This is a genomic window from Nocardioides sp., from assembly GCF_035697785.1.
In the GTDB taxonomy this organism is placed as follows: Bacteria; Actinomycetota; Actinomycetes; order Propionibacteriales; family Nocardioidaceae; genus Nocardioides_B.
In genome coordinates this window covers 56,733-74,978 of sequence record NZ_DASSCL010000024.1, presented here as the reverse complement: position 1 = coordinate 74,978, position 18,246 = coordinate 56,733, and the positions used below count along the sequence as shown (strand labels likewise).

The window sequence follows — 18,246 nt, the reverse complement described above, 5'->3', positions numbered from 1 at the left end:
CCCAGCAGTGCCTGGCGGACTTTGAGGCTCGCTGGGTGTTCCAGAAAGTGGCGGCGTACCTCATGTGGCGCAGGTCGGATGCGAGTTGACATGGTGACCTCCTCGGCCCGGCGAGACCGAAATCCCTCCTGGGATCACCCTTCCTGTCGGCCACGGCGCGGACCAGAGTCATTGGTCCTCGAACGCCTTGGCCGGCACTACTGAACGTCGCCCGGGTCCATCTCGATGAGACAACGCCGAGAAGGATGCAACCAATGGGCGGGTGGCTGCGTCATGGTGACAGTGAGGGCCTCGCAGGGAGGTGCTCGAACCGCCCTGCGCGGACTCACACCAGGAGAACGACCATGCCCAGCACGACCCGCACCGGCCGCGCCATCGTCGCGGCGGCCGGTCTCGCCCTCGCGGCGACCACCATCGTCGCGTCGCCGGCCACCGCCGCGACCCGGACCTTCGACGACGCCGCCGGCGACGTCGCCCACGGAGTCGACGTCCGGTCGGTCAAGGTGGTGAACGACAAGAACGTCCGCGTCGTCGTCCGGCACGACGACCTGGTCAGGTCGTTCCGGAGCGGAGCCAGCATGACGGTGTACCTCGACACCGACCGCAGCGGGCCAGGGCCGGAGTACGGCCTGGCCGGTGCGCTCTTCGAGGGCGGCGACTACGGTCTGCTGCCCACCGTCGGGGGTGGCTGGAAGCTGTCCCGGCGGGCGCTCCCGTTGGAGTGCTCCTACGTCAGCCGGATCGACTACGCCGCCGACGTCACGCGCATCCGGATCAGCCGAGGCTGCCTCGAGCGCCCGGGCGAGGTACGGGTCGCCGTCAGGGCGGGCGGCGAGCAGCCCGACGGGGACATCGTCCGCGACTGGCTCGACGGCCGACGGGTCCTGACGCCCTGGGTGCCGCGCGGCTAACCGACGGCGACCAGCACCACCGCGGCGGCGCAGAGCACCAGGCCGAGCCCCTGGGCTCTGTGCACCCGCTCGTGCAGGATCAGCGCCGCCAGCAGCACGGTCGAGGCGGGGTACAAGGACGCGAGCACGCCGGCGATGGTCAAGAAGCCCTGCTGGGTGGCCAGCAGGAACGAACCGGTGGCGACGGCCGAGATCGGCCCGGCCAGCAGCGCCCAGCGCACCGGTCGTCCCCGAGGCACCCACGCGGCCCGGAGTACGACGGCGAGACCGATCACGACCGGCACCGAGACGGCCTGCGACAGCGTCAACGGCCACAGCCCGGCCGAGTCGGGGATCTGACCGAGCGCCGCGAACAACACGCCGAAGCCGAGGCCGGCCAGCACGCCGTCGACGAGGCCCTCGGCCAGACCGGCGCGTCCGGTCGACGTCGTCCCGCCGCCGACACGGGAGAGGTCGTCCTCGGGCACGCTGGCGACGAGCCAGATGCCCGGAAGTGCCGCGACGATGCCGAGCCAGACCAGCAGCGAGAGCCGCTCGCCACCCAGCCCGCCGGCCACGACCGGCACGAGCGCGGCGCCGACCGCCGACACCGGTGCGACGACGCTCATCCGTCCTGACGAGAAGCCGCGGTAGAGGAAGCCGGTGCCGGCCCCGGAGCCGAGCCCGGCGAGAGCCGCCCAGGCGAAGTCGGTCGCAGTCGGCTCGCCGGGCACGAAGGCGGCGATGACCGCCACGCACACGGTGGACGACAGGTTGGCCAGCACGGCGACCGCCCACGCCGACGCCCGGCGGGAGATCAGGCCGCCGACGAAGTCGGAGACGCCGTAGGCGAGCGCCGAGAACAGCGCGAGGGCGACCGCCATCAGGTCAGCAGGGCGCCGGTGAAGTAGGTCACCGCAGCGAGGAGGGCGGTCACGAGCTCGATGAGGACCGAGAGGCCGGCCGCCCTGAGGGCATGCCGGGTGGACGGCCCCGCCTGGTCGCGGCCCACTCGTCGCAGCTCCGCCAGGTAGACACCGAGCACGAAGCCGACGAAGAGGCCCACGACCGGGATCACGAAGAAGCCGACCAGGCCCAGCAGGCCGCCGAGGACGAGCGTGCTGTTGGGGACGCCGGCGGCCTTGAGGTTGCGGCCGGGCACGGCGTACTTCACGACGGAACCGGAGACGAGCAGGACCGCAGCCAACGCGAAGTAGCCCCACGCCTCCGCCGACTCGGTCACCACGGCCCAGGCCAGCACGGCGCCGAGGATCAGCAGGCTGCCCGGCAGAACCGGTACGACGACGCCGATGACGCCGACCATGACGGCCAGGCCGATCAGCAGCTCGAATCCGGTCACGGGCTCACCCTAGACATCGACCGGGACATCGAGAGCCCCGGCCGTGGCCGGGGCTCTCGCAGGTCTTGGTCTAGAAGGGGGGTTGGTCAGTCAGTCGTCACGGTCGGCGTGTCGGACAGCTTCTCGGTCTCGTCGTGGACGTGTACGGCGATCTCGCGGAGCTTGTCGCCGTGCTCACGCGCGTGGTGCGCGCAGAAGAGGAGCTCGCCCCCACCGGACAGCTCGACGCGGAGGTAGGCCTGCGCGCCGCAACGGTCGCAGCGGTCAACAGCCGAGAGCGAAGTGCTCGGGGCAACTGCAGTGGTCACTAGAGGCCTCTTTCCTTCCTGATGTCTGATCAACGTAGCGAAGGGGCTCAAATGTTCCTGACCCCCCACCCTCGTCATCGGACACAACATCCAATCACGCGAGACACTTCCCGCAGGTAGGTGGTTTCTCCCTGTGAGACCGGGTGACCCTCCCCACATGTACTTCGTTCCCCAGTCTGACGCGGCTGGGTGCCTACTCGTTGCCAATCCACAGAACTTGCAAACGTTTCGTTTCCGCATCGTGACACCGGAGGCCCTCCTTTGCCGGTAGGCGTGGCGCGTCAGGAGACCCGCGTGTCGCGGGTAGATTTGCCGCAGGCCCGGACCACTTGACCCTGCCGACCCCCTGGGCCCAAGGAGCAACGTGCCGCCCCGCAGCGCCGGAGGAACCGCGATCGACAACACGTACAACGCCCACCACCTCCTCGTCCTCGAGGGGCTGGAGGCCGTCCGCAAGCGGCCGGGGATGTACATCGGCTCCACCGACACGCGCGGGCTCATGCACTGCGTCTGGGAGATCATCGACAACGGGGTCGACGAGGCGCTCGCGGGAGCCGCGAAGCGCATCGAGGTGGTCCTGCACCAAGACGGCTCGGTCGAGGTCCACGACGACGGCCGGGGCATCCCGGTCGACAAGGAGCCCAAGACCGGGCTCCCGGGGGTGGAGGTGATCTTCACCAAGCTGCACGCTGGCGGGAAGTTCGGCGGTGGCTCGTACGTCGCGACGGGCGGGCTGCACGGGGTCGGCGCTTCGGTCGTCAACGCGCTGTCCGCACGGCTGGACGTCGACGTCGAGCGCTCGCCGGCGATCCAGGGCATGTCGTTCCAGCGCGGCAACCCGGGCGTGTTCGACGGCGACGGCCCGTCGGCTGCGTTCACCGCCAGGTCCGGGCTCACCCGCAAGGGCGCCCGCGTCAAGAAGGGCGTGACCGGCACCCGGGTCCGGTTCTGGCCCGACCGGCAGATCTTCACCAAGGACGCCACCTTCGCCTACGACGAGCTGGTGACCCGGGCCCGGCAGACGTCGTTCATCGTGCCCGGCCTCGAGCTGGTGATCCGCGACCTGCGTGGTGACGAGCCGCGTGAGGAGAGCTTCCGGCACGACGGCGGTATCGCGGAGTTCTGCGACTTCCTCGCCTCCGACGAGCCGGTCACCGGGATCCTGCGGCTGCAAGGGCACGACCGGTTCACCGAGACCGTGCCGCTGCTCGACGACAAGGGGCACATGACGCCGCAGGACGTCGAGCGAGAGCTCACCGTCGACGTGGCGCTGCGCTGGGGCACCGGCTACGAGACCGAGATGCGGTCCTTCGTCAACGTGATCGCGACCCCCAAGGGCGGTACGCACGTCACCGGCTTCGAGCAGGCCGTCACCAAGACGTTCAACGAGGTGCTGAAGTCATCCAAGACGCTCAAGGCGGCGGAGCCGCCGGTGATCAAGGACGACGCGCTCGAGGGACTCACCGCGGTCGTCACGGTCCGGCTGGCCGAGCCGCAGTTCGAGGGGCAGACCAAGGAGGTGCTGGGCACGCCGGCGGCGCGGAACATCGTCAACAAGGTGGTCGCGGCCGAGCTCAAGAGGTTCCTGACCTCCACCAAGCGTGCCGACAAGGCCCAGGCCAAGCTGGTGCTCGAGAAGGTCGCGAACGCCTCGCGCACCCGGATCGCCGCGCGGACGCACCGCGAGACGCAGCGCCGCAAGACCGCCCTCGAGTCCAGCGCCCTGCCGTCCAAGCTGGCCGACTGCCGCTCCAACGACATGGACCGCAGCGAGCTGTTCATCGTCGAGGGCGACTCCGCGCTGGGCACCGCCAAGCTGGCCCGCAACTCGGAGTTCCAGGCGCTCCTGCCGATCCGCGGCAAGATCCTCAACGTCCAGAAGGCCTCGGTCGGCGACATGCTGAAGAACGCCGAGTGCGCGTCGATCATCCAGGTCGTCGGGGCCGGATCGGGGCGCACCTTCGACCTCGACGCCCGCCGCTACGGCCGGGTCATCTTCATGGCCGACGCCGACTCCGACGGTGCCCACATCCGGTGCCTGCTCACCACCCTCTTCTTCAAGTACATGCCCGAGCTGATCAAGGAGGGCCGCGTCTACACCGCGGTGCCCCCGCTGCACCGGATCGAGCTGTCCAACCCCAAGAAGGGCATGGACAAGTACGTCTACACCTACTCCGACCCCGACCTGCAGCGGAAGCTCGCGGAGCTGTCCAAGAAGGGCGTGCGCTGGAAGGAGCCGGTCCAGCGCTACAAGGGACTCGGCGAGATGGACGCCGACCAGCTGGCGGAGACCACGATGGACCCGATGCACCGCACGCTGCGGCGGATCACCGCCGACGACGCCGAGGCCGCGGCCGAGGTCTTCGAGCTGCTGATGGGTTCCGACGTCGCCCCGCGCAAGGAGTTCATCGTCCAAGGCGCCTACGAGGTCGACTCCGACGCGATCGATGCATGATCGCGGTGTGAACCGCGACGACGTACGACGCTGGGTGGACCGCTACGAGCGCGCCTGGCGCACCGCCGGCACCGCCATGGTGGCCGACCTGTTCACCGACGACGCCACCTATACGGTCTCGCCGTGGGCGGAACCCCTCCGCGGGCTGGCCGCGATCGGCGAGCTCTGGGAGGCCGAGCGGGACGGCCCCGACGAGCCGTTCACGATGCGCAGCGAGGTGGTGGCGGTCGAGGGCGACACGGCGGTGGTGCGGACCGAGGTCGAGTACGACGTCGGACGCTCCGGCCCGTGGCGCGACCTGTGGGTGCTCCGGTTCGACGACGGCGGACGCTGTCGCGCCTTCGAGGAGTGGCCGTTCGCGCCCGCGCAGTCCGACGGGCACTGAGGGCGGCCCGCCCTCAGATCTGCTGGCTCAGCAGCCCGGTGTCGACGTCGTAGATGAAGCCGCCGACCGCGACGGTGTCCGGGATCAGTGGGTGGGAGCGCACCCGGCGAACGTCGTCCTCGAGCGCGGCCACCTGGTCGGCGACGACGCCGAAGCTCTGCCAGGACGCATCCTGGCCGGCCGACTCGCCAACCCGGTTGCGGAGCTCCTCGACGGTCGCGGAAGCCATCGCGCACCGGGTGTGCGGGACCACGAGCACCCGCTTCACGTTGAGCAGGTGCACGCCCAGCACCAGCGCCTCGAGGGCCTGGTCGGTGACCCGGCCGCCGGGGTTGCGGAAGATCTTGGCGTCCCCGGGCTCCAGCCCGACCATGTGCAGCGGATCGATGCGCGAGTCCATGCAGGTGATGATCGCGATGCCTGCGTGCGCGACGCCGTCGAAGCCGCCGAGGTCGAAGGTCTCGGCGTAGGCGCGGTTGGCCGTCAACAGGTCGTCGAACGCGTCGGTCACGCGCCGAAACCTACCCGACCCGCAGCGGCGACGTCGCGGGTGCGGGCCGTGCGGAAGACCACAACGGCAAGCACCGCCGCGACCGCGGCACAGACCGCCGCGCCCCAGAACACGGTCTGCAGCTGGGCGAGTCCGGCCTCCTTGAGCAGCCGGGTGTACTCCGCGCACTGCGTGCCCGACGCGCACACCTCCGACGGCGTGGGCAGGTCGACCTGCACGGCGTAGTAGCGGCGCAGCCCGATCGTGGTCAGCGCGCTGATCCCGACGAGCATCCCCACCATCCGCGCGACGACGAGCAGGGCACTGGTCACCCCGTGGACGGCGTCCTCGGTGGCGGCCAGCAGCGCGGCGTTGACCGGCGCCAACGCCAGGCCGAAGCCGAGCCCGGCCGCCACCAGCGGGACGCTGGCCACCGGTTCCTCGAGGCTGGTCAGCCCCCACTGCGCCATCCAGACGAAGCCGAGGCAGGCGAGCAGCATGCCTGCGGCGGTGACGACCCCGGGTGGGACCCGGCGCAGCAGGTAGCCGCCGAGCAGGGCGCCGACCGGGAGTGCCACCAGCAGCCGGACCAGGACCAGCGCGGCGAGCAGTTGCGAGTCGGGGTAGACGGTCAGCCGGGCGAAGATCGGGATGTCGACGAGGGCCGCGATGAGGGCGGCCCCGACGAAGAAGCTCACCAGCAGCGCGCCCCACGCGGGCGTCTGCCGCAGCGCCCCGTGCGGCACCAGCGGGTGGGCGCTGACCTGGTTGCGCCAGCCGAAGCCGACCGCGGCGACCGCCGACCCGGCCAGCAGCCACGGTCCGGCGGGGGAGAACACCGCGACCTCCGGGTCGGCGGTCGCGAAAGCGAGGATGACGCCGGACAGCGCGAGCCCGAGCAGCAGCGCCCCTGGTACGTCGATGCGCGCCGCCACCCCGCGCCAGGCCCGGAGGTCGACCAGTGGGCGGCGCGCGGTGAGGCACCGTGCGACCAGGGCCGCGACCACGACGTACAGGGCCAGCGCCAGCGGGGTCAGCCAGCGTGACTCCCCGGTGACGGGCAGGAACGCCAGTCCGACCGTCACGCCGCTGGCCAGCGAGGCCGGCTGCAGCATCACCAGCGTGAGGAGGAGGGCGGCCAGCAGTGCGAGGGCGAGCCCGACCAGGTCGGGACGGTCCACGGGTCCGGCGTCTCGACGGCCGGCGGACCTGAGCGCGGCGGCCAGGACCAGTCCCGCCGCCAGGTTGATCGCGAATATCCCGTGCCACGAGGCGACGGCCAGCACCAGCGCGCCGTACAGCGGCCCCACGACGCTGCCGAGCTCCTGCACGGCGCCGACCACGCCGAGCGGGACACCACGGCGCGCCGGCGGGTAGAGGTCGGCCACCAGCGCGAGGGTCGCGGGCACGAGCCCGCCGCCGCCGACGCCCTGGAGGAACCGGCCGGCCACCATGCTCGGGAGGTCGTAGGAGGCGGCGGTGACCAGCGATCCGAGCGCGAAGACGACCAGCGAGCCGACGAGCACCGGCGTCCGGCCGCGCAGGTCGGCGACCCGGCCGATGAGGGGGAGCACCGCGACGTAACCGAGCAGGAAGCCGGACACGATCGGGGCGGCCCGCTGCAGCTCGTCGATGGACAGTCCGACGCCGGTCATCATGTCCGGCAGCGCCAGCACGACGACATAGGTGTCGGCGGCGGCGAACCCGACCGCCACGGCCGCGAGCGCCAGGAGTACCCGCTGTGCCCGCGTCGGGCCGGTCACGGGGCGGTGATGTCCTGGTCGGTGCCGTACTCGTCGAACCCGACGGTGTAGGTGACGGGGTCCGCATTCGGGTAGAACGGCCCGGTGATGACGACCTCGGTGAGCTGGTTGCCGTCGTCCAGCGTGAAGGTGGTGTCGAACTCGGCGTCGGTCTGCGCGCTGGGGATCACGCCGGCCACGACGTCGCCTGGCAGCGTCCCGCTGAACGTGGAGAGCACCTCCTCGCCACGGCGGACGTCGTCACCCTCCTCGATGCCCTCGACCGACGTGAGCAGCGAGGACAGCCCGCCCTCGCCGGACATCAGCTTCGCGGGGTCGGGCGCCTGGTAGTCGGCCGGGTCGATCGGGGCGTAGTCGGTGGTGAACGGCAGCACGGCGTACACCGTGCCGTCGACCGCGATCACGGCCGCCTTCGCGGTGAGCCCGCCGGTCGTGACCTGGATGTCGCCCTCGAACGCCGGCGCGTGGGTCCCGACACCGTCGGCCGAGAGCAGGCCGTTGATTCCGGGCGGCAGCCTGTCGGCCTCGAGCGTGATGTGCACGCCGCTGGTCTCGTCGAGCGCGGTCTTGGCCTCCGCCAGCCGCTCCTCCGGGGTCAGGTCCGTCGCCTCGTCACCGCCGCCGCCGCAGGACGCGAGGGCGAGCGGGGCGAGGAGGGCGAGGAGCAGGCCTGCGGCGCGGTTCATGTGGCCAACCCTCCCACCGGTCCCGCGACGGCCAGGATCGGCTGGGTCCCGGGCGTGCCGGAACCGTCGCGCCGGCCGGTGGCGTCGGGCAGGTCCACCGGGGCACCGCTCGCGGCGGCTGCCCGGGCCGGCCCGTTGCCCGCCCAGGCCAGCACGAGCACGTCCTCGCCCTTGAGGAAGCGGTGGCAACGGACACCACCGGTGCCGCGGCCCTTGCCGGGGTACTCCGACCACGGGGTGACCTTGACCGCCCCGGGCTCGGTGCCGGGGAGCGCCGTCGAGGACCCCGACGCGGTCACGACGACCGCGTCCTCGGCGGGCGTGAAGGCGCCGAAGAACAGCACCTGCTGCTTCGGGGCCAGCCGGACGCCGGCGATGCCGCCGCCGGACCGGCCCTGCGGCCGCACCCCGCCGGCGGGGAAGTGCAACAGCTGGGCGTCGCTCGTGATGAAGCACAGCTCCTCGTCGCCGGTGACCAGCTCGACCGCGCCGACGACCTCGTCACCGTCGGCGAGGCGGATGACCTCCCACGCGTCGCGGTTCGACAGCGTTTCGGGGTTCACCCGCTTGACGACACCTTGACGCGTGCCGAGCGCCAGGCCCGGACCCTCGTCGGTCAGGGACGAGAGGGCCAGGACGCGCTCACCCGGCTCCAGCGAGAGGAACTCGCTCAGCGGAGCGCCACCCTGCAGGTGCGGGGCGTTGGCCGTGGCCGGCAAGGTCGGCAGGTCGAGCACGTCGAGCCGGACCACGCGGCCCTGCGACGTCAGCGCGCCGACCTGGCCGCGGGCGGTGGTGTGCACCACCGAGACCACGACGTCGTGCTTGGCGCGGCCGCCGCCCTGCCCGGGCGGCTCGGTGCCGGTGGTGCGGGCCAGCAGCCCGCTCGACGACAGGTAGACGAAGCAGGGGTCGTCGGCGACCTCCAGGGGTACGGCGGCGGCGGACACGGATTGCCCCGCGGACTCCAGCAGGACCGTCCGTCGCGGGGTGCCGTAGGTCTTGGCGACCTCGGCGAGCTCGTCGGAGACGACCTTCCGGAGCATCTTCTCGTCGGCCAGGATCTCGTCGAGTGCGGCGATGGTCTGCTCGAGCTCCGTGCGTTCCTTGTCGAGCTCGATCTTGGAGAACCTGGTCAGCCGGCGCAGCGGCATGTCGAGGATGTAGTTGGCCTGGATCTCGGTCAGGTCGAACACCGAGATCAGCCGCTCGCGGGCCTGCTCGGCGTTGTCGCTGGAGCGGATCAGCTGGATCACCTCGTCGATGTCCAGGATCGCGAGCAGCAGACCCTCGACGAGGTGCAGCCGGTCGGCGGCCCGCCCGCGACGGTAGGTCGAGCGGCGGCGTACGACGTCGAAGCGGTGCTCCAGGAACACCTCGAGCATCTGCTTGAGCCCGAGCGTGCGGGGCTGCCCGTCGACCAGCGCCACCGCGTTGATGCCGAAGGAGTCCTCCATCGGGGTGTGCTTGTAGAGCTGCTCGAGCAGGGCCTCGGGGTGGAAGCCGTTCTTCACCTCGATGACCAGGCGCAGGCCCTTCTCGCGGTCGGTGAGGTCCTTGACGTCGGCGATGCCCTGGATCTTCTTGGCCTGCACGAGGCTCTTGATCCGCTCGATGACCTTCTCGGGACCCACGCCGTACGGCAGCTCGGTCACGACGATGCCCTTGCGCCGCGGGGTGACGCTCTCGACCCTGGCAGTGGCACGCATCCGGAACGAGCCCCTCCCGGTCTCGTAGGCGTCGCGGATGCCGTCGAGGCCGACGATCTTGCCGCCGGTCGGCAGGTCGGGACCGGGCACGAAGCGCATCAAGGCGTCCAGGTCGGCCTGGGGGTGGGTGATCAGGTGGCGCAGCGCCTGCACGACCTCGACGAGGTTGTGCGGGGCGATGTTGGTGGCCATGCCGACCGCGATCCCGGAGGCGCCGTTGACGACCAGGTTGGGGATCGCCGACGGCAGCACCGACGGCTCCAGCTCACGGCTGTCGTAGTTGGGCTTGAAGTCGACGGTGTCCTCGTCGATCGAGCCGGTCATGGCGGTGGCGGGAGCCGCCATCCGGCACTCGGTGTAGCGCATTGCGGCCGGCGGGTCGTCGGGGGAGCCGAAGTTGCCGTGCCCGTCGATGAGGGGCACCCGCAGCGACCAGGGCTGCACCATCCGGACCAGCGCGTCGTAGATGGCGCCGTCACCATGCGGGTGCAGTCGGCCCATCACCTCGCCGACGACCCGGGCGCTCTTGACGTGGCCGCGGTCGGGCCGGAGGTTCATGTCGGCCATCGTGTAGAGGATCCGCCGCTGCACCGGCTTGAGCCCGTCGCGGGCGTCGGGGAGGGCTCGGCTGTAGATGACCGAGTAGGCGTACTCGAGGAAGCTGGTGCGCATCTCCTCGCCGACGTCGATGTCGAGGATGTGCTCCTCGAAGTCGTCCGGGGGGAGGGTGCTCTTCGTCCGGCGTGCCATGCGGTCATTCTCACCCGCGCGGCGGACCCGTCCGGCGGGGGCACGCCGGGGTGCTCGTCACACTGTCCGAACCGATAGATTCGGGCGTGTGAGCGCAGCGGAGACCGGCACCCAGTCGGGCGGTACGACGGTGGCCGACTACCCGAGCCACTGGGAGGCCGACGTCCTGCTGCGGGACGGTCAGGCGGCCCACCTGCGCCCGATCGGCGCCGACGACCGAGAGCTCCTCGTCGAGTTCTACGAGCAGGTGTCCGCCGAGTCGAAGTACATGCGATTCTTCGCGCCGATGCCGCACCTGTCGGAGCGGGACGTCGAGCGCTTCACCCACGTGGACCACCACGACCGGGTCGCGTTCGTGCTCACCGTCGCGGAGAAGATCATCGCTGTCGGCCGGTTCGACAAGATCCCGCACGGGCCCGGGGAGCCGGCGATCGCTGAGGTCGCGTTCCTGGTGCAGGACGCCCACCAGGGGCGCGGCATCGCCCAGCTGCTGCTCGAGCACCTCGCCCAGGCCGGCAGGGAGCGCGGGATCGACAAGTTCGAGGCCGAGGTGCTCCCAGAGAACCACCGGATGATCCAGATCTTCCGCGAGGCCGGCTACCACGTGGCGGGCGGCTACGAGGACGGCGTGATGCGCCTGGTGTTCCCCATCGACGCCACGGACACGTCGGTGAACGTGATGCAGGCGCGCGAGCACCGGGCGGAGGCCGCGTCGATCTCGAACTTCTTCCACGCCGCCAGCGTCGCCGTCATCGGGGCCTCCCGCCGCCAGGACACCATCGGCCAGACGCTGGTGCGCAACCTCGTGCTCGGCGACTACCGGGGCCGCGTGTACGTCGTGAACCCCGCGGCCAAGTCGGTGGCGGGCCTCCCGGCGTACGCCACGGTCGGCGACATCCCCGACTCGGTCGACATCGCCATCGTGGCCGTGCCAGCGGAGTCGGTCCCCGACGTGGTGCTCGACTGCGCTGCCAAGGGCGTGCACGGCATGGTCGTGGTGTCGTCAGGCTTCGCGGAGACCGGCGAGGAGGGCCGGCAGCGGCAGCGCCGGCTGGTCGGCCTGGCCCGCAGCTACGGGCTGCGGCTGATCGGCCCGAACTGCCTCGGGATCATCAACACCGCCTCGGAGTACTCCCTCAACGCCTCGCTCGCCCCGGCGATGCCGCCGCGCGGCCGGGCCGGCTTCTTCTGCCAGTCCGGCGCCTTGGGCGTGGCCATCCTGGAAAAGGTCACCCGCCGCGGCCTGGGCCTCTCGACGTTCGTCAGCGCGGGCAACCGGGCCGACGTCTCCGGCAACGACCTGCTCCAGTACTGGGAGGAGGACGCCTCCACCGAGGTGGTGCTCCTCTACCTGGAGTCGATCGGCAACCCGCGCAAGTTCAGCCGCATCGCCAGGCGGGTCTCCCGGCGCAAGCCGGTGATCGCCGTGAAGTCCGGGCGCAGCACCCAGGGGGTGCCCATGGGCCACGCGGTGCGTTCGATGGCCGCCCCGCAGGCCGCGGTCGACGCGATGTTCCGCCAGGCCGGGGTCATTCAGGTGGAGAACCTCGACGAGATGTTCGACGTGGCCCAGCTGGTCGCGCACCAGCCGCTGCCGCGCGGGCGCAGGGTCGCAGTGGTCGGCAACTCCGACGCACTCGGGCTGCTGGCCGCCGACGCCGCGGCGTCGGTCGGCCTGCACACCAGGGAGCCGGTCGCGCTCGGCTCGGAGGCGACCGCCGAGGACTTCGAGGAGGCGCTCGACGCCGCCATCGACGACCCCGACGTCGACTCGGTGATCGCGGTCTTCATCCCGCCGCTCAACACCACGGGCACCGAGGTGGCACACGTCCTGGCGGCCGTGGGGGAGCAGTCCGACAAGCCGCTGGTGTCCACGTTCCTGGGGGTCGAGGGGATCCCGGAGCTGCTCCGCGTCCCCGACGTCGCGGGCAGCACGGCGGGGCGTGGGTCGGTCCCGTCGTACCCGGCCGTCGAGGCCGCCGTACGCGCACTGGCCCGGGTCGTGGACTACGCCGAGTGGCGGCGCAAGCCAGAGGGCGAGATCGTGGCCCCCGACGAGGTGGACCTGATGCGGGCCAAGCAGGTGGTCAACCGGGCCCTGGTGGAGGCTCCCGAGGGTCGTGAACTCGGGTTCGACGAGCTGAGGGACCTGCTGGACGCCTACGGCATCGAGCTCTGGGCTCGCGTCGAGGTCAACACCGAGGAGGCCGCTGTCGCCGCCGCGGAGAAGCTCGGGTACGACGTCGTGCTCAAGGCGACCGCCGAGCACCTCCGCCAGCGCCCCGACCTCGCGCACGTGTGGCGCAACATCGACACTGAGGCCGAGATGCGCCACGCCTGGCGGACCATGCAGGAGCTGATCGACCACCCCGGCCAGGCCGGGTTCATCGTGCAGAAGGTCGCCGAGCCGGGCGTCCCGGTCACGATCGGCGGCATGGAGGACCCGCTGTTCGGTCCGGTGGTGTCGTTCGGCCTCTCCGGCCCCACGACCGAGCTGCTCGGCGACCGGTCCTACCGGATCCCGCCGCTGCACGGCGGTGAGGCCGCCGAGATGGTCCGGGAGATCAAGGCGGCGCCGCTGCTGTTCGGCTGGCGGGGGAGCGAGGTCGTCGACGTCGCGGCGATCGAGCGGCTGCTGCTGCGTCTGGCGCAGCTCAAGAACGACCTGCCGCAGGTCCGAGCGCTCGAGCTCAACCTCGTGCTGGTCGGAGCCGCCGGTGCGGCCGTGCTCAACGCCGTCGGCCGGGTCGAGCCCGTCTCCGATGCGCGCTCGGACTGGTTCACCCGCCGGATGAGCACGCAGGCGGGGGACACCCTGCACGGATGATCCGGCGGCGAAGCGGGGTCACCCCGGCGGTCGTCCGGACGTCCGCAGCGTCGCTCGGCCCTCGCCCAGGCTCGACCAGGGGCCGGGTGCGTCGATGACCGCGATCGACGACGTCGGCATCGGCGCCCACTCTCCGGTGAGCAGCAGGACCAGATCCTCGAGGCCGGGGTTGTGGCCGACCAGCACGACGGTCCGGCAGTCGTCCGCCAGGTCCCGTACGACGGCGTGCAGCTCGCGGTCAGACGCGGCGTACACCCGCTCGTCGACCCGGGCGGACGGCGCCACGTCGAGCTCGGCGGCGGCCAGGGCCCACGTCGAGCGGGCGCGGGTGGCCGGGGACACGACGGCCAGGTCGATGCCGTCCAGGTGCTCGGCCAGCCACCGTCCTGCCTCCGGGGCCTGGCGACGCCCTCGTTTCGCCAGCGGCCGAGCCAGGTCCGGCTCGCCGCCCGACCAGTCCGACTTCGCATGCCGGAGCAGGACCAGGGTGCGCTCGCCTTCCATCGGGCCAGTCTGGCGCGCCGCTCGCGCCCGGGTGAAGGATGTCGACCGTGAAGGTCCTGGTCGTCGGGGCGAACGGTCAGCTCGGCGCGCGGTGCTGCGCCGTGCTCGTCGAGGCCGGGCACGACGTGCGGGGTTCGGTGCGCGAGCCGGCTCGAGGTGAGGCGCTTCGCGCCGTAGGCGTCGAGACGGTGGTGGCCGACCTGACAGACACCGCCTCCATCCGGGTCGCGGCCACCGGTGCGGAGCTCGCGATCCTCTCCGCCAACGCGGTGGTCCCTCGCGCCGGTGACCGGCCCGCCGTGGTCGAGGAGGGGCTGAGGCGCGCACCGGCAGTCCTGGCCGGCCAAGGGGTACGGCGGATCGTGCTTCCGTCGGTCCCGGTGACCGATGTCGATGAAGCCGTTCCGTTCACGCGCGCCCGGCGCAGGTTGGAAAACGATCTGGCGGGACTGCGCGTCGAGACCGTGTGTGTCCGGTTCCCGCCCTTCATGGACGTCCATCTGGCACTCGTCGGATCATCGATTCCACTGCGGGGCGCCCAGAACGCGACGGTCGACCGGCCGTCGCCGTTCCTGCGCAGCTTTCGCAACGGCACCGGCACCCTCGTGGAGAGCCGCGGCCTGATGCTGGTGCCCGGCCCGCGGTCGCACCGGAACGCTTTCATCACCGTGACGGACGCCGCGCGGGCGGTGGTCGAGGCGGCCACCCGGGACGAGGTCGAGGGACTGCCGCACGCCACGCTGGAGGTGGCGGGACCGCAGCCGCTCAGCTGGGACGACGTCGCAGCGACGTACGGCCGGCTGCTGGGCCGCAGGGTCCGGGTGCTCTCCACGCCGGCCGTGGTGTACGCCGCCGCGCAGAAGGTGCTCCGCCCCTTCGCCGAGGTGCCCTCCAACACGATGGCGCTGAACCGGTACGGCGCCTCCTCCGAGACGGCGTGGACCAACGTCGGGGGTGGGCTGCTGGACCCGGCGTCGATGACGACCGTCGAGGAGTTCCTGCGGGAGAAGGTGCGGCTGCCGGCCGCGTGACCGAACGCACGCGGCGGCACGCGGTAATTCGCTAGCGGGTGCTTTGGTGCTTACCCGAGAATGTCCCGGTGAGCACCGCACCCACCACCCCCACGACACCCGACGAGCTGGTCCCACCGGGTCTCGACCCGTTGGTCAAGCGACTGTTCGTGGGCATCGCGCTGTCCGCGCTGGGCAGCGGGCTCACCATGCCGTTCCTCTACGTGTACCTCGCGGAGGTGCGCGGCATCCCGACCGCCACGGTCGGTCTGCTGTTCGCGTTCATGGGACTGCTGGGCTTCGTCGGCTCTCCGATCGGCGGCACCCTGATCGACCGCTTCGGACCGCGGCCGGTGATGATCGTCGGGCTGACCACCGAGGCCTTCGGGGTCGCGTCGCTGGCGCTGGTGCAGAACGCCTGGCACGCGCTGGCGGTCGCCACCTTCATCACCCTCGGCACCGTCGGGCTCTATCCGGCGTCGACGGCGATGCTGACCAGGATGGTGCCGGAGGCGCGGCGGCAGCAGGTCTACGGCTTCCAGTCATGCTGATGAACGCCGGACTCGGGATCGGAGGCGTCGTGAGCGCCCTGCTCGTGCGGGTGGCGGACCCGTCGTCGTTCGAGCGGCTGTACATGATCGACGCGCTGTCATACGTCGGCTACATCGCTGTCGTGGTGAGCCTGCCGCGTCGTACCGGTGCCCTGACCCGCGCCGAGAAGGTCGAGGAGGGTCCGCAGCCGGGCTGGTCGACCGTCCTGCGCGACCGCACGCTGGTGCGGGTGGTGCTGATCTCGGTCGTGGTGATCACGTTCGGCTACGCGCAGTTCGAGGCCGGCTTCGCGGCGTACACCGTCGACGTCGCCGGGATCCCCGCGCACTACCTGGGCTGGGCGTTCGGCGCCAACACCGCCGCGATCGTCCTCGGCCAGCTGGTGGCCCTGAGGCTGATCAAGGGCCGTCGCCGGAGCCGGATGCTGGCCGTCTGCGCCGGCATCTGGTCTCTTTCGTGGCTGGTGATCGCGCTCAGCGACGCCGTGGACGGCTGGTCGTCCGTGGCGCTGGTCGTGGTCGGGCTGGCCGTGTTCGGGCTGGGGGAGACCCTGTGGGCGCCGCTGGCGCCGGCGATCGTCAACGACCTCGCGGCGGAGGAGCTGCGCGGGCGCTACAACGCGCTGCAGGGGATGACCTGGACGGTCGCGATGATCATCGGGCCCGCCCTGGCCGGGCTGCTGATCGGCAACGACCTCGCCCACGTGTGGGTGGCCTGCACGGTCGGCGGCACGGCGCTCGCGGCGGTGCTGCTGCTCCGGCTGCGGCGCCACCTCACCCCCGCCCAGGACGGTCTGCCCGCGCCGGAGCTGAGTCTCGCTGCGTGACAGACTGCACGGCATGAGGGACAACACGCTCGAGCTGCGCGATGACATCGAGAAGTGCGGTTACTACCCCGACGTGGTGGCCGACGCCGTGATGAAGGCGGTCGCGGGCGAGCGGGTGCTCTCGCACCTGGTGCACCACGAGCCCACGATCGACGAGCGTGACGAGGTGCGGCGGCACATGAGCGTGCTCGTGCTGACGCCGTCCCGGCTGATCCTCGCGCACACCGACGAGCACGCGCCCGACGACCTGCTGCCGGCGCCGTACACCTCGACGTCCACCGAGGCCGTCGCCGTGAACGCGATCCGTTCGGTGGTGGTGAACCGGATGGTGGCCAACCCCGCGTCGTACGCCGGCAAGCCGATCCCCGCGCCGGGAGCCAACGAGGCCGTGCTGACGATCGGCTGGGGCGCCGTGGGACGGATCGACCTCGAGCCCGCGGGGTGCGGCGACCCGGAGTGCGAGGCCGACCACGGCTACACCGGCGTGGTGACGTCCGACGACTTCTCGCTGCGGGTCAGCGCCGCGGCCGAGGGACCGGACGCCGTGGCCGACCTGCTCGGCTTCGCGGACGCGCTGTCGGCGCGGACGGGGAGCCCCGACGCGGCCCGATGAACGGGTTCACGCCGCCCGCCTACGCGGACCGGTCGCTCGGTGACATCCTCCCGGCGGTCGGCACGGCCCTCGGGGTCGACGCGGGTCTGCCGCCCTCGAACATCGAGCTGCCCGCGGCGCAGAGCTACGTCGTGTTCCTCGTCGACGGGCTCGGCCACGAGCTGCTGCGCGACCACCCGGAGGAGGCGCCGTTCCTGCACGCCCACCTCGGTGAGCCGGCGACCGTGGGGGTGCCGTCGACGACCGCGACCAGCCTGACCTCGTTGGGCACGGCGCTCACGCCCGGCGGGCACGGCGTGGTCGGCTTCACCAGCCGGATCCCCGGCACCGACCACCTCCTCAATGCGCTCTTCTGGAGCTCCAAGGTCGACCCTCGGGAGTGGCAGCCGCACCCGACCGCGTTCGACCGGCTCTCCGCCGCGGGGGTTGCGACGACAGTGGTGAACAAGCGCGACTTCGAGTCGTCCGGGCTCACCGTCGCCGGCCACCGCGGGGCCGCGTTCGTCGGGGCCGACCGGGTCGGGGAGCGGCTCGCCGCGGTCCAGGCTGCGGCCCGACAGGAGCCGTCGCTGACATACATGTACGACGGCGACCTCGACTGGACCGGCCACCGCTACGGCGTCGACTCCCCGCAGTGGGAGCAGCAGCTGTCGATGATCGACGCGGCCGCCGAGCACCTGCGCGAGACGCTTCCGGCCGGCACTCGCGTCGTCGTCGTCGCCGACCACGGCATGGTCGACTCGGCGCCGGACGCCCGGGTGGAGGTCGACGACCACCCCGACCTGCTCGACGGGGTCGTGGTGCTCGGCGGCGAGGCCCGCTTCCGGCACGTCTACTGCCGCTCCGGCGCGGTGGACGACGTCTCCTCGGCCTGGCGGGGCGTGATGGGAGAGCGGGCCGAGGTGCTCACCCGCGACGAGGCGATCGGGCTCGGCTGGTTCGGCCCGGTCGACCCCGCCGTACGCCCGCGGCTCGGTGACGTGGTCGTGGCCTGCCGGGACGCCTTCTCGGTGATGTGCACGTCGGCGTTCCCCTACGAGGCGACCCTGGTCGGGCTGCACGGCTCGCTCACGTCGACGGAGATGCTCGTCCCGGTCATCGTGCTCTGAGCGGCAGCC

The 18,246-nt window shown here is 71.7% G+C and carries 17 protein-coding genes; 9 read left to right on the top strand and 8 right to left on the bottom strand.

Annotated features, from left to right (window positions below; translation table 11 throughout):
- Positions 1–344 precede the first annotated feature (344 nt).
- Positions 345–911, top strand: coding sequence for a hypothetical protein (locus VFH10_RS03160; RefSeq protein WP_325125848.1), 567 nt, complete (start codon positions 345–347; stop codon positions 909–911).
- Here VFH10_RS03160 and VFH10_RS03155 read toward each other — a convergent pair.
- The 3 genes from VFH10_RS03155 to VFH10_RS03145 all read right to left on the bottom strand — a co-directional run bounded on the left by VFH10_RS03155 (position 908) and on the right by VFH10_RS03145 (position 2,558).
- Positions 908–1,774 carry an EamA family transporter gene (locus VFH10_RS03155; protein WP_325125846.1) on the bottom strand — a complete coding sequence of 289 codons (867 nt, stop codon included), beginning with the start codon at positions 1,772–1,774 and terminating at the stop codon, positions 908–910. The two genes, VFH10_RS03160 and VFH10_RS03155, sit on opposite strands and share 4 nt — an antisense overlap.
- Positions 1,774–2,250 carry a DUF456 domain-containing protein gene (locus tag VFH10_RS03150; RefSeq protein WP_325125844.1) on the bottom strand — a complete coding sequence of 159 codons (477 nt, stop codon included), beginning with the start codon at positions 2,248–2,250 and terminating at the stop codon, positions 1,774–1,776. Before VFH10_RS03150 ends, VFH10_RS03155 begins: the two co-directional genes overlap by 1 nt.
- Positions 2,251–2,336: 86 nt before the next feature.
- A complete protein-coding gene (locus tag VFH10_RS03145) occupies positions 2,337–2,558 on the bottom strand; it encodes a DUF7455 domain-containing protein (RefSeq protein WP_414689826.1) in 222 nt (73 codons plus the stop codon).
- Positions 2,559–2,922: 364 nt separating this feature from the next.
- Between VFH10_RS03145 and VFH10_RS03140 the strand changes: the two genes are divergently transcribed.
- Both VFH10_RS03140 and VFH10_RS03135 read left to right on the top strand, forming a co-directional pair.
- Complete coding sequence (locus VFH10_RS03140; protein WP_325125842.1) at positions 2,923–5,013, top strand: DNA topoisomerase IV subunit B; 2,091 nt, start codon at positions 2,923–2,925, stop codon at positions 5,011–5,013.
- A gap of 7 nt (positions 5,014–5,020) precedes the next feature.
- Positions 5,021–5,398 (top strand): nuclear transport factor 2 family protein, encoded by a 378-nt coding sequence (locus tag VFH10_RS03135; protein ID WP_325125839.1) that lies wholly within the window; start codon positions 5,021–5,023, stop codon positions 5,396–5,398.
- Between the two features lie 13 nt (positions 5,399–5,411).
- On the opposite strand, the gene VFH10_RS03130 is transcribed toward VFH10_RS03135, so the two are convergent.
- The 4 genes from VFH10_RS03130 to VFH10_RS03115 are packed head-to-tail and all read right to left on the bottom strand — an operon-like array spanning position 5,412 to position 10,796.
- The gene (locus tag VFH10_RS03130) at positions 5,412–5,909 is read right to left on the bottom strand and encodes a carbonic anhydrase (RefSeq protein WP_325125838.1); all 498 of its coding nucleotides are present in this window, start codon (positions 5,907–5,909) and stop codon (positions 5,412–5,414) included.
- On the bottom strand, positions 5,906–7,651 hold the full coding sequence (locus VFH10_RS03125; protein ID WP_325125836.1) for an MFS transporter: 1,746 nt from the start codon (positions 7,649–7,651) through the stop codon (positions 5,906–5,908). The genes VFH10_RS03130 and VFH10_RS03125 overlap by 4 nt, the downstream gene beginning before the upstream one ends.
- A complete protein-coding gene (locus VFH10_RS03120; RefSeq protein WP_325125834.1) occupies positions 7,648–8,337 on the bottom strand; it encodes an LppX_LprAFG lipoprotein in 690 nt (229 codons plus the stop codon). Before VFH10_RS03120 ends, VFH10_RS03125 begins: the two co-directional genes overlap by 4 nt.
- Positions 8,334–10,796 carry a DNA topoisomerase IV subunit A gene (locus tag VFH10_RS03115; protein ID WP_325125832.1) on the bottom strand — a complete coding sequence of 821 codons (2,463 nt, stop codon included), beginning with the start codon at positions 10,794–10,796 and terminating at the stop codon, positions 8,334–8,336. The genes VFH10_RS03120 and VFH10_RS03115 overlap by 4 nt, the downstream gene beginning before the upstream one ends.
- A gap of 88 nt (positions 10,797–10,884) precedes the next feature.
- On the opposite strand from VFH10_RS03115, the gene VFH10_RS03110 reads away from it, so the two are divergent.
- Positions 10,885–13,623 carry a GNAT family N-acetyltransferase gene (locus tag VFH10_RS03110; protein WP_325125831.1) on the top strand — a complete coding sequence of 913 codons (2,739 nt, stop codon included), beginning with the start codon at positions 10,885–10,887 and terminating at the stop codon, positions 13,621–13,623.
- Positions 13,624–13,641: 18 nt separating this feature from the next.
- Here the strand turns inward: VFH10_RS03110 and VFH10_RS03105 are convergent, their stop codons facing one another.
- Positions 13,642–14,127, bottom strand: a complete 486-nt coding sequence (locus tag VFH10_RS03105; protein ID WP_325125829.1) for a histidine phosphatase family protein — start codon at positions 14,125–14,127, stop codon at positions 13,642–13,644.
- 47 nt (positions 14,128–14,174) lie between these two features.
- Here VFH10_RS03105 and VFH10_RS03100 point away from each other — a divergent pair, with 47 nt between their 5' ends.
- From VFH10_RS03100 to VFH10_RS03080, 5 genes are all read left to right on the top strand, one after another.
- A complete protein-coding gene (locus VFH10_RS03100; RefSeq protein WP_325125827.1) occupies positions 14,175–15,158 on the top strand; it encodes an SDR family oxidoreductase in 984 nt (327 codons plus the stop codon).
- Between the two features lie 68 nt (positions 15,159–15,226).
- On the top strand, positions 15,227–15,688 hold the full coding sequence (locus VFH10_RS03095; RefSeq protein ID WP_325125825.1) for an MFS transporter: 462 nt from the start codon (positions 15,227–15,229) through the stop codon (positions 15,686–15,688).
- A complete protein-coding gene (locus VFH10_RS03090; RefSeq protein ID WP_325125823.1) occupies positions 15,688–16,515 on the top strand; it encodes an MFS transporter in 828 nt (275 codons plus the stop codon). Before VFH10_RS03095 ends, VFH10_RS03090 begins: the two co-directional genes overlap by 1 nt.
- 13 nt (positions 16,516–16,528) lie before the next feature.
- A complete protein-coding gene (locus VFH10_RS03085; protein ID WP_325125821.1) occupies positions 16,529–17,128 on the top strand; it encodes a DUF5998 family protein in 600 nt (199 codons plus the stop codon).
- A complete protein-coding gene (locus VFH10_RS03080) occupies positions 17,125–18,237 on the top strand; it encodes an alkaline phosphatase family protein (RefSeq protein ID WP_325125819.1) in 1,113 nt (370 codons plus the stop codon). The genes VFH10_RS03085 and VFH10_RS03080 overlap by 4 nt, the downstream gene beginning before the upstream one ends.
- The last annotated feature ends 9 nt before the right edge of the window (positions 18,238–18,246 follow it).